The organism is Caecibacteroides pullorum, from assembly GCF_019239235.1.
Lineage (GTDB): Bacteria > Bacteroidota > Bacteroidia > Bacteroidales > Bacteroidaceae > Bacteroides > Bacteroides pullorum.
This window is the reverse complement of record NZ_JAAZTS010000041.1, coordinates 1-10,872: the sequence shown is the minus strand read 5'-3', so window position 1 is coordinate 10,872 and position 10,872 is coordinate 1. Positions and strand designations below refer to the sequence as shown.

Genomic DNA, 10,872 nt, shown 5'->3' with positions numbered 1-10,872 from the left:
AAATATCGAGATTATCTTCAGAATATCGCTGCTTGAAAAAGTTAACAACGCTCTTATCGTTGATAAAGAAAAGAGGGTGAATCGCGTATTACGACACACCCTCTTTCTTATTATTAACCGGGATAAACGAATTATCCGCCGAAATTATCGTACATAATGCTAGCAGATTCGACACCCAGACTATCAAGCATGTTGACTACAGCCTTAGACATCGGACCAGGACCGCACATGTAATATTCAATATCTTCAGGAGCTTCATGATCCTTCAGATAAGTGTCGTACATAACGGTGTGAACAAAACCCGGAGTGTACTTCACGCCTGCTGCATCGGCGGCAGGATCGGGACGGTCGAGTGCCAAATGGAAATGGAAGTTGGGGAACTCCTTCTCAAGTCCGAGGAAGTCATCCAGATAGAACACTTCGTTCAAGGCACGAGCTCCGTAGAAATAGTGCATTTCGCGATCGCGTGTATTCAATGTCTTGGTCATGTGCATGATCTGTGCACGGAGCGGAGCCATACCGGCACCACCACCAACCCAAATCATTTCTTTCTTGGAATCGAAATGCGGATGGAAGTCACCGTAAGGACCACTCATGATAACCTTGTCACCCGGCTTCAGGGTAAAGATGTAAGAAGAAGCAATACCCGGATTTACATCCATAAAGCCGCTACGATCGGGCTTGAACGGAGGAGTAGCAATACGCACAGTCAGCATGAATACATCGCCCTCGGCGGGATAGTTAGCCATAGAATAAGCACGTACAGTAGGTTCAGGATTGACGCACTTCAACGAGAACATGTTGAACTTCTGCCATGCGGGCAGATATTCATCTCCTATCAGGCTCTTGTCGATGTCCTTATCATAGTCTATCGTAAAAGTAGGAATCTTAATCTGCGCATACGAACCAGGGATAAAGTCCATGTGGGCACCAGCGGGAAGCTGTACCTTGAATTCCTTGATGAACGTAGCCACGTTCTTGTTAGAAATGACGGTACACTCGTATTCCTTCACGCCAAGAACGCTCTCGGCCACCTTGATACTCATGTCGCCTTTCACCTTCACCTGGCATCCCAAGCGCCAATAATCCTTTTGCTGCTTACGGCTGAAGTGGGGTACCTCAGAGGGGAGGATTTCCCCACCTCCTTCAAGTACCTGACACTTACATTGCCCGCACGAGCCTTTGCCGCCGCATGCGGAAGAAAGGTACACACCGTTGACAGCCAATGTATTGAGTAACGTGCCTCCAGAAGCCACTTCCAATTCACGCTCGCCATTGATAGTTAGTTTCACGTTACCTGACGGCACAAGATAGTTCTTGGCTACCAGCAGGATTACCACAAGCAGCAGGATTACCACAAGGAATACCCCCACGCTTGCCAATATCAAATTCATATCCATTTGTTACGCTCCTTTCTTTAATTAAATGTTCAAACCAGAGAAACACATAAACGCCATAGCCATAAGGCCCACGGTGATGAACGTGATGCCCAGACCTTTCAGAGGAGCAGGAACATCGGAGTAAGCCATCTTCTCGCGCACGGCAGCCAACCCAATGATAGCCAATGCCCAGCCAATTCCTGAGCCAAGGGCATAGGAGATAGCATCGGAAACGCTACCAATGTACTTCGGATCACTTGCGCCCAAGTTGATGCGTTGCTGCATGAAGAGCGAAGCACCCATGATGGCACAGTTTACAGCAATCAGCGGGAGGAAAATACCAAGCTGGGCGTAAAGCGTAGGAGTGAAACGCTCTACAATCATTTCCACCAGCTGAGTGATACCGGCGATAACCGCAATAAACAGGATAAAGCTCAAGAAGCTGAGGTCAACCCCCTCGATAATAGCATCAGGACCCAGCACCTTGGTCTGTAACAAATAGTTGACGGGAAGGGTCACCACCAGCACGAAAGTCACGGCGATACCCAAGCCCACGGATGTCTTCACCGTCTTCGACACAGCCAAGTATGAACACATGCCGAGGAAAAAGGCGAATATCATGTTGTCCACGAAAATGGAGCGGACGAGTAAGCTAAAAAATTCTCCCATAATATGATATTTCTATTTTATTCGTTTTCTATCCAAGAAATCATTTCTCTTGCAACTCTTTATGATGGGCACGCTGATACCAGATGATGCATGCCACGATGATAAGCGCCATCGGAGGCATCAGCATCAAGCCGTTGTTCACGTAACCCATATTCTTGATAGGCTCATAGTTCAGGATGTTGAAACCGAGCAACGTGCCCGATCCAAGCAACTCGCGGATAAACGCCACAATAATCAAAATCTTGGCATAGCCCAACCCGTTACCCAAACCATCGAGGAATGACTCCCACGGACCGTTCATCATGGCAAAAGCTTCCAAACGTCCCATCAAAATACAGTTCGTGATAATCAAACCTACATATACAGAAAGCTGCACGCTCACATCATAAGCGAACGCCTTCAAAATCTCACTCACGATAGTTACCAGCGCGGCCACTACTACCAACTGCACGATGATACGGATACGGTTGGGAATGGTCTTGCGGATAAGTGAAATCACTACATTGGAGAATGCCGTAATGACGGTTACGGAAAGTCCCATCACAATAGCCGGCTCCAACTTAGCGGTTACGGCCAATGCGGAGCAGATACCCAACACCTGCACGGTGACAGGATTGTTCATGCCCAGCGGTGTGGCGAACACTTCTTTATTTTTACTTGAAAACAATTGTCCCATAGTCTATTATTCCTCCCCCTCATTATTGGTTAAAAACTTCTTGTAGTTGCCTAAGCAATTCTTTATCATGGCGTCCACGGCCACAGAGGTAATAGTACCTCCGGAGATACCGTCTACTTGATAGTCGGGTTTCTCAATCTTACCAAACTTCACTACCCCCAGAGTTACCTCGCCATTTTCTAACGTCTTCTTATTCTTGAACTCGTTTTGGAAAGTCTCACCCGCGATCTCGGCTCCCAAACCTGGAGTCTCGCTAGCATGTGAGAAGTAAGTACCGTACACTGTATCCTTGTCGTCATTCAAGGCGATGTACCCCCAAATGGCTCCCCAAAGGCCTGTACCATATACAGGGAAAACATACTTCTTAGCGCCGTCAATCTCGGCTACAAACACATGCAGGCGGTTGTTCTCCTTCACTTCTTTCTCATAACCGGTGGCAAAGGCACCTGTATTCTCGGTCAGCGTACCGTCCTCGTTCATCAGCATATCCTTCACGTATTTGCTGTATTCGGCGTCAGGATCGGCCACGCCACGTATGTTCAGAGCGGCAAGTATCTGCTTCTTCGTGTCCATTTCCACATTTTTGTTTTGCGTAGCTTTCAACGAAGAGCTGACAAATGCCAGCAGGAATGCAACGATAATAACCATTACCGAAGCATAAATCATAGTATAACTATTACTATTAGTATTCATATCAAACGTTCGGTTTTAATGGTTAGACTTATTTGGCGGCCACACGTTTGGCACGGCGGTTGATGTTGCTCTGCACCACGCAATAGTCAATGAGCGGGGCAAAGATGTTCATCAGCAGGATGGCGAGCATCATGCCCTCAGGATAACCCGGATTGAGCACGCGGATGATGATGGCCATGGCACCGATAAGAAGACCATAGATATATTTGCCCGTCTCCGTACGAGCTGAAGTAACAGGGTCAGTAGCCATAAACACGGCACCAAAGCAAAAACCGCCCAACACCAAGTGCTCATACCAAGGCATGTGGGCCACAGCCGTATCAGGACCTGCCACATTGAATATCCAAGCCATCAACGCCCCTCCCACAAATACAGAAAGCATGGTCTTCCAGCTGGCGATGCCTGTCCACAAAAGAATAACGGCACCAATGGCAATGGCTATCACACTTGTCTCACCAATAGAACCCGGTATCAAACCCGTCACCATGTCCCAAGAGAAATCGGGAGCAACGGGCGAAGTCTTGGCAATGCCCAGAGGAGTAGCCACGGTCAAGCCATCTACCGTCTGGCCAAGACCGAAGATCGAGTCACCAGAAACCCATACGGCATCACCGGACATCTTCGTAGGATAAGCAAAGAACAGGAAAGCACGAGTGATAAGAGCCACGTTGAACACGTTCATACCCGTACCACCAAATACTTCCTTAGCAAAGATTACAGAGAATGCTGTGGCAATGGCCAGCATCCACAAAGGACAATCCACTGGCACAATCATCGGGATCAGAATACCAGATACCAGGAAACCTTCCTGAATTTCCTCATTCTTCCACTGGGCAACCACAAATTCGATACCCAGACCCACTACATAAGATACAATGATTTTGGGCAATACAGCCAGGAAACCATAGCCGAACAATTCGATGAAGCTTCCTTCGATGCCCGTAGCACGGAAGTGCTGATAACCCACGTTGTACATACCGAACAGCAAAGCCGGTATCAACGCAATGACCACCATCGACATGATACGCTTGCTGTCAATGGCATCATGAATATGCGTTCCCGATTTCGAGGTGGTATTAGGTACGAACAGGAATGTTTCGAAACCGTCGAACACCGAGCGAAATGCGTGGAATTTGCCGCCCTCTTCAAAGTTCGGCTTTATCTTGTCGAGATAATTTCTTAACGCTTTCATTTAATTTATTTTCGATTTAGCAATTTACAACTTACAATTTATGCCATTTCAGCACGAAGCATGTCGAGTCCGGCACGTACGATGCGCTGAACTTCCACCTTGGACGAACATACAAACTCGCACAGGGCAAAGTCTTCGGGAGCCACTTCGTAGATACCCAAAGCTTCCATACGGTCGATATCACCTGCAATGATGGCTTTCACCAGATATTCGGGATAGATATCCATCGGGAATACACGGTCGTACTCATTGGACATGATCATGTGGCGTTCACCACCCTTCACACGGGCATCAAACACATATTCCTTCTTACCCATCAGCCAGCTGAAATAAGAATGGTTCACACTGAACTGATTGAAACGAGGCATGATCCAACCCAACATTTCGTGTACGTCGTCACCTTCGGGAATCACGGTCAGCTGGTTGTGGAAAGCACCCAGAAAACCGTTGGGAGAAACTTTCTTACCTGTCAGTACATTACCGCTGATATAACGCAGTTCTTTGCCAGTCGTTACATTACCCTGGAATATGTTGGTAAGCAGAGCACCGACTTTCAGCTTGCAGTAAGCGGGTTTCTTCACCTCACTGCCCGTTACAGCTACCGTACGGGTCATGTCTACACGGCCGGTGTTCATCAGACGGCCAATGAAGATAACGGCTTCGGCACCGATAGTCCACACCGTCTCACCCTTTGCGATAGGCGAAATATGATTGATCTGCACACCGACATTGCCGGCCGGATGCGGACCGTCGAAAGCTGTGATGGTCACATTCTTGGCCTGCATCAGAGCAGCAGCCTTCTGCTTCACACTGATACTCAGATAAGTTTTGGCCATCTTAGCCAAAGCGTCAAGACCTGTCTGGAAGTTAGCTTCCTCACCCTTCAGCGCAAACTCGAAATCGGGCGCCAACGGATTGCTGTCGAAAGCAGAAACAAAAATTGCTTTCGGTTCCACAGTCGGATCCGCAATTACATCATACGGACGCTGACGGATGAAAGCAAACATTCCGGCATTGAGCAGCAGTTCTTTGACCTGCGCGGCATCCATCTTCGACGGATCCTTCTTGCCGAATTCCTCATAGTCTTGTTCTGTGGCAGCCTCAACGACAATGTTCATCACCTTACGGCGTGCACCTCGTTCTACGCTCGTCACTACACCACTTACGGGTGAAACAAATTTTAATTCAGGATGGTTCTTGTCGATAAACAAGGGTCCCCCGGCCATCACATATTCCTGCTCTTTGACCACCACCTTGGGAGTAATTCCGGTAAAATCATCGGGAACAAGTGAATAGAATCCCGGTTCTTTCACAGAGAAGAACTCTTCGGCAGCTTTGCCCTTCAGGTTAATGTCAAGGCCTTTACGTAACTTAATTACATTTGCCATGTGTTGATTTAAAATAATGGTTTCATTAATTTGCTGCAAAATTAGCAAAAAAGAATGTGATTTAAGAGGAAATAAGAGAGGAAATACGGAGAAATTTCCGTAATGGGCTCCGTTAACGAACACGAAGAAAGTAAAGTGCCACTTTAGACTCGTAAAGAAGAGCTTTACGGCGCTAAAGTGGCACTCTGGAAAACGGTAACAGAGGTTTAATTTTCTTCTGCAAACATGGGGTCCCAAGCCGGTAAACGGATGGGCTTCTGCTTGAAGAGCTTCATTACTTTTTCAGGGACATATTTGGTCTCCACCACCAGGCGGAACATGTATTCGTCGAACCATCGGTCTGTCATAATCAGATGCCCCTGATAACCGGATGCGGCTCCCCAGCTATTTTCCACCATCCATTTCACAGGCTTTCCATCTTCGTCCAGATCTACAGCCATCAGCGTCATGGCGTGGGCCGACATGCTGGCAAACGTCTGGATACGCTGTTTCTTGTCCATACCAAACGTCACACCGAACAGCGAACCATAGTCATAATTGTCGACATCCAGATAACCGCGCTTGGCATCCAGCTGGGTAACGTCGCTCGAGAAGTACATCCGCGTGCTATCCTTCAGCGAAGCAATGGCCATCTCCTTGATTTCCTCGACAGGGAGATTGACATAAGTCCAATTGCGGCCGTCGTAACGATGACGGTCATACTCAATCTCATAACATTTGTAATACTCCCGGCTAGGATCGTTCATAACCATCACGTAGTTGGTGAGCAAACCGGTATCACCGTATTTCTCGAGGAAGGACATCGGAGTGTGGTGCTCCACTTCCACACGTCTGCCCTGCGCATCCCTTCGCACATAGTCGAAAGATGTAGGAGGTACTCCCAAATTCAAAGCCAACATGCGGTAAACGATACCCAGCATTTCGGTCTTTGCCTTCTCCAAATCGGAAACACTGGCCCCTTTCTGCACCATCTCGCGCAAAGACAAACCGTATTCCTTCAATTTGAGCCCGATGAGCGACGACATAAGACTCGTATGCTCACTACTGTAAGTTTCAGACATGGCTTCTTTGGGAACAAGTCCGTATTTCCCTACAATATCGGCTACGCCGGTAAACGTACCTCCATCGCTCAAAGGATGTTTGAAGAGCCACTCTACCGTCTGGTCGTTCATCGGCTTTTCAGCCGTATCAATAATACCCTGTAAGAACAGATTGGACTTCTCCAGCTGATCCCAGAAAAACGAATACGTTTGCGAGAATTCCAATCCCGGCAGGCCGAAACGTGCAATAGCCTTGGCACGCATCACGTTCAGCCCCGTAAAAAGCCAGCATCGTCCTGACGACTGCTGGTCGGTAATCCCCTTGGACTCCACTTTAACAGAGAAATCTGTATCAATCCCTACCTGCTTCTCCTGATTCAGAGTTAAAGACTTGATGCTGTTACTGCCGATGGCATTACGCAAGGCTTTATCAGAAGCCGTATCTTGATAGCTCTGGCGTATCTGTCCCAGCATTTCCGGACTGATACCCCCATTCTTGTCCTGAGCCTGTACACTTAACAGGCCTGCACACAGAACAATCACAGAAATCATTTGTTTTTTCATCTGTAGCAATACAATTTAAATTACAATGTTAACAATGACAAAGATATTAACTATTTCTGAGATTTTTAGTACCTTTGCATCACATTTCCAACAAGTATGAAGAATTTAATAACCATTCTGCTTCTGTTTACGCTAGTGGCGACCGGCGTACAGGCACAACAACAGAACGATACGGCAGCCGTTAACGACAGTACCCCGCCCCTCAGCAAAAAAGAATTGCGAAAGCTCAAGAAAGCGAACCGTAATTTCCACTATAACATCCTCGGCGGTCCGAGCTACTCACCGGACTTTGGCCTGCTGGTAGGCGGAAGTGCCTTGATGACATTCAGCCTGAATCCTCAAGACACAACCCTGAAACGGTCGGTGGTACCAATAGCCCTGGCCTTCATGTTCGATGGAGGAATCAACATATTCTCCAAGCCACAATTATTCTTTAAACACGACCGTTTCCGTCTTTTTGGTAAGTTCAGTTACAAAAACACGGTGGAAAATTATTACGATATCGGCTATACGACCAACAGAGACTACATTCGAAGCGACTCAACCAGCCAATACCGATACAGCGGCGTACAGATCAATCCCTGGTTTCTGTTTCGACTGGGTGAAAGCGATTTCTTCGCAGGTCCACAGATTGACATCAACTACGATCATTTCACCAAACCTGCTAAAGGCTTGGTAGAAAACCAGTCATACCAGGAAGCAGGCGGAACCGCCCACGGATACAAGAACTTCAATTCCGGTCTGGGTTTCCTGTTGACATACGATAGCCGCGACGTTCCAGCCAATGCCTATAAAGGTATCTATCTGGATTTCCGTGGAATGATGTATCACAAAATATTCGGAAGTGAACACAACTTCTATCGTCTAGAACTGGACTACCGCCAATACAAAGAGGTAGGCAAACGCAAGGTTATCGCCTGGACAGCTCAAACCAAAAATGTATTCGGCAACAATATACCCTTGACACAATACTCCCTGACAGGTACTCCTTTCGACCTCCGAGGCTATTATCAAGGACAGTATCGCGACAAATCATCGCACATCGTGATGGCTGAATACCGACAGATGCTGAATACCGATCAAGAGACCTGGTTGAAACGCGTAATCAACCATCTGGGCTTCGTAGTATGGGGTGGATGTGGATTCATGGGCCCCACTCCCACTAAAATAGAAGGTGTACTACCTAACTACGGTGTCGGCCTTCGCATCGAAGTGCAACCTCGTATGAATGTCCGCCTGGATTTGGGCAAGAATACAGTAAACAACCAGACGCTGTTCTACTTCAACATGACAGAAGCGTTCTAAAACATAAAAAAAGAGAGTGCATCCCATTGATGCACTCTCCCAATCTGTTGCTATCTACAAGCTTTTTACCACATGCACAACTAATACATGCCAACACCTATCGATAACCGACCATGAAACAACAGATTATGCAAAAATATCACTGCGCTGAACGTAGGCTATCACGTCGCCCTTGTTGACCACAGCTCCCTGTTGAGCGCAAACTTCTACAACACGTCCCGTAAATCCGGTATATATTTTCTCATATTCACCCCATGGAGTAGAAATGTAACAAAATACCTCATCGTGTTGGTATTTGCGTCCGACAAACGGTGCCAACGAAGGACCATCTACGGAAACTTCCCAAAGAACCTGTCCCTTAGAGGGTGCAACCACCGGATCTGCTTTAGCGCGCTTCAGTTTCTTCACTTCCTCTTCCGATACAGCTCCCTTAGACAAAGCCGCGTCTTTGGCACGCATCAGCTCTTCTTCGAAACGCTTCTTGGCAACACCCGATTTATAGTCACGGTACTGACGGTCATGCATGGCCAGTTCAAACAATTCTTCATCGTCTTCGCCATATTCCCAACCGTTTTCATCCATTTCTTTGCGATACTGATCCAAAGCATCAGGGTAGTTGGCCTGCGGATCGGTATCCACAAATTCATAACCTTTCTCTTTAGCCAGTTCCACAATCTCAGGCGCCAGTGCTCCTGGCAGACGTCCACTCTTACCAAGAATCATGTCCCAAGTGTGGTTGTCAATCATCGTCCAGCGCTCTTCACCTTTGACAAGCTGCATCACGTTCATCAGCGCCACATTCTTGACATACTGGCTGAACGGAGTAACCAACGGAGGATAGCCTAATTTAGGCCATACGTATTCCACTTCATCGAACAGCATCACCAACAGATCGTCAATGCTCATGGGCGACTGATTCTTACTCTTCAAAATCATGTTGATACCTGAATGCACTCCCTTCAAGTCGGCCATCATCGAACCCATCATACCACCCGGCAATCCACACTTTAACAAAAGGGAAGACATATGTTTATTGGTAGGATCCATAAAATAGCCCAGGAAGTCATCGATAAATTCCTGCGTCATGGCACGTGCCTTCATATAGGCTTTCATGTTAATTTCGGGCACCTGGAAACCCTTATCCTTCAACATGGCTTGCACAGAAATCACGTCAGGATGTACCTTACCCCACGACATCGGCTCCATAGCCACGTCGATAATATCAGCACCGTTTTCACATACTTCGAGGATAGAAGCCATCGACAGGCCCGGACCGCTATGACCGTGATACTGGATAACAACCTCGGGATGCCGCTCCTTGATAGCTTTGGTCAGACGCCCCAACATGCCCGGGCGGCCAATACCGGCCATATCTTTCAGGCAGATTTCAGGTGCACCCGCTTCAATCAACTTATCGGCAATTTCGGTATAATATTCTACGGTATGAACCGGCGAATAGGTGATACAGAGTGTAGCCTGTGGTATCATACCTGCCTCCAAAGCATATTGAATGGAAGGAATGATATTGCGAGTTTCGTTCAATCCGCAGAAGATACGGGTAATGTCTACACCCTGTGCGTGCTTTACTTTATACATCAGGCGGCGCACATCAGCTGGCACAGGATACATACGCAAGGCGTTCAGTCCACGGTCCAGCATGTGGGTTTGGATTCCAGCTTCATGGAAAGGCTTGGTAAAAGCACGCACGGCTTTGTTCGGATTTTCACCATAAAGCAGATTCACCTGCTCGAAAGCTCCGCCATTGGTTTCCACTCTTGCAAAACAGCCCATCTCGACAATCAATGGAGCAATGCGAACCAGTTGGTCCACTCTTGGTTGATACTTACCGGAGGATTGCCACATGTCTCTGTAGACAAGACTGAACTTAATTTCTTTTTTCATTGTAGTCAGGTATTAGTGATTCTTTTTCTTTGGGTTAACTTAACATATACAAATATAGCGGTTT

Annotated in this window: 9 protein-coding genes; 1 reads left to right on the top strand and 8 read right to left on the bottom strand. The window is 47.3% G+C overall.

All coding sequences use genetic code 11. The annotated features are described in order from the left end of the window. Positions 1-131: 131 nt before the first annotated feature. From nqrF to HF894_RS14615, 7 genes are all read right to left on the bottom strand, one after another. Positions 132-1,400, bottom strand: a complete 1,269-nt coding sequence (gene nqrF / locus HF894_RS14645; protein WP_204973342.1) for an NADH:ubiquinone reductase (Na(+)-transporting) subunit F — start codon at positions 1,398-1,400, stop codon at positions 132-134. 21 nt (positions 1,401-1,421) lie between these two features. Beyond that, entirely contained in the window at positions 1,422-2,048 is a 627-nt protein-coding gene (gene nqrE, locus HF894_RS14640; protein ID WP_021847723.1) for an NADH:ubiquinone reductase (Na(+)-transporting) subunit E, read from the bottom strand. Positions 2,049-2,088: 40 nt separating this feature from the next. Continuing rightward, entirely contained in the window at positions 2,089-2,724 is a 636-nt protein-coding gene (locus HF894_RS14635) for an NADH:ubiquinone reductase (Na(+)-transporting) subunit D (protein WP_021847724.1), read from the bottom strand. Positions 2,725-2,730: 6 nt separating this feature from the next. Continuing rightward, a complete protein-coding gene (locus HF894_RS14630) occupies positions 2,731-3,417 on the bottom strand; it encodes a Na(+)-translocating NADH-quinone reductase subunit C (protein WP_021847725.1) in 687 nt (228 codons plus the stop codon). Between the two features lie 28 nt (positions 3,418-3,445). Next, entirely contained in the window at positions 3,446-4,609 is a 1,164-nt protein-coding gene (locus HF894_RS14625; RefSeq protein ID WP_204973340.1) for an NADH:ubiquinone reductase (Na(+)-transporting) subunit B, read from the bottom strand. A 38-nt stretch (positions 4,610-4,647) separates the two neighbouring features. Then, positions 4,648-5,997 (bottom strand): Na(+)-translocating NADH-quinone reductase subunit A, encoded by a 1,350-nt coding sequence (locus HF894_RS14620; RefSeq protein WP_204973338.1) that lies wholly within the window; start codon positions 5,995-5,997, stop codon positions 4,648-4,650. A gap of 206 nt (positions 5,998-6,203) precedes the next feature. Then, on the bottom strand, positions 6,204-7,601 hold the full coding sequence (locus tag HF894_RS14615; protein ID WP_204973336.1) for a C1 family peptidase: 1,398 nt from the start codon (positions 7,599-7,601) through the stop codon (positions 6,204-6,206). A 96-nt stretch (positions 7,602-7,697) separates the two neighbouring features. Between HF894_RS14615 and HF894_RS14610 the strand changes: the two genes are divergently transcribed. Further along, the gene (locus HF894_RS14610; protein WP_204973334.1) at positions 7,698-8,906 is read left to right on the top strand and encodes a BamA/TamA family outer membrane protein; all 1,209 of its coding nucleotides are present in this window, start codon (positions 7,698-7,700) and stop codon (positions 8,904-8,906) included. A gap of 126 nt (positions 8,907-9,032) precedes the next feature. Here the strand turns inward: HF894_RS14610 and HF894_RS14605 are convergent, their stop codons facing one another. Further along, the gene (locus tag HF894_RS14605; protein ID WP_204973332.1) at positions 9,033-10,808 is read right to left on the bottom strand and encodes an oxaloacetate decarboxylase; all 1,776 of its coding nucleotides are present in this window, start codon (positions 10,806-10,808) and stop codon (positions 9,033-9,035) included. Positions 10,809-10,872: the final 64 nt, after the last annotated feature.

Excerpts from the sequence above, each read along its gene's own strand:
- nqrF (WP_204973342.1), bottom strand. The coding sequence starts at position 1,400 with ATGGATATGAATTTGATATTGGCAAGCGTGGGGGTATTCCTTGTGGTA.
- nqrE (WP_021847723.1), bottom strand. The coding sequence starts at position 2,048 with ATGGGAGAATTTTTTAGCTTACTCGTCCGCTCCATTTTCGTGGACAAC.
- HF894_RS14635 (WP_021847724.1), bottom strand. The coding sequence starts at position 2,724 with ATGGGACAATTGTTTTCAAGTAAAAATAAAGAAGTGTTCGCCACACCG.
- HF894_RS14630 (WP_021847725.1), bottom strand. The coding sequence starts at position 3,417 with ATGAATACTAATAGTAATAGTTATACTATGATTTATGCTTCGGTAATG.
- HF894_RS14625 (WP_204973340.1), bottom strand. The coding sequence starts at position 4,609 with ATGAAAGCGTTAAGAAATTATCTCGACAAGATAAAGCCGAACTTTGAA.
- HF894_RS14620 (WP_204973338.1), bottom strand. The coding sequence starts at position 5,997 with ATGGCAAATGTAATTAAGTTACGTAAAGGCCTTGACATTAACCTGAAG.
- HF894_RS14615 (WP_204973336.1), bottom strand. The coding sequence starts at position 7,601 with ATGAAAAAACAAATGATTTCTGTGATTGTTCTGTGTGCAGGCCTGTTA.
- HF894_RS14610 (WP_204973334.1), top strand. The coding sequence starts at position 7,698 with ATGAAGAATTTAATAACCATTCTGCTTCTGTTTACGCTAGTGGCGACC.
- HF894_RS14605 (WP_204973332.1), bottom strand. The coding sequence starts at position 10,808 with ATGAAAAAAGAAATTAAGTTCAGTCTTGTCTACAGAGACATGTGGCAA.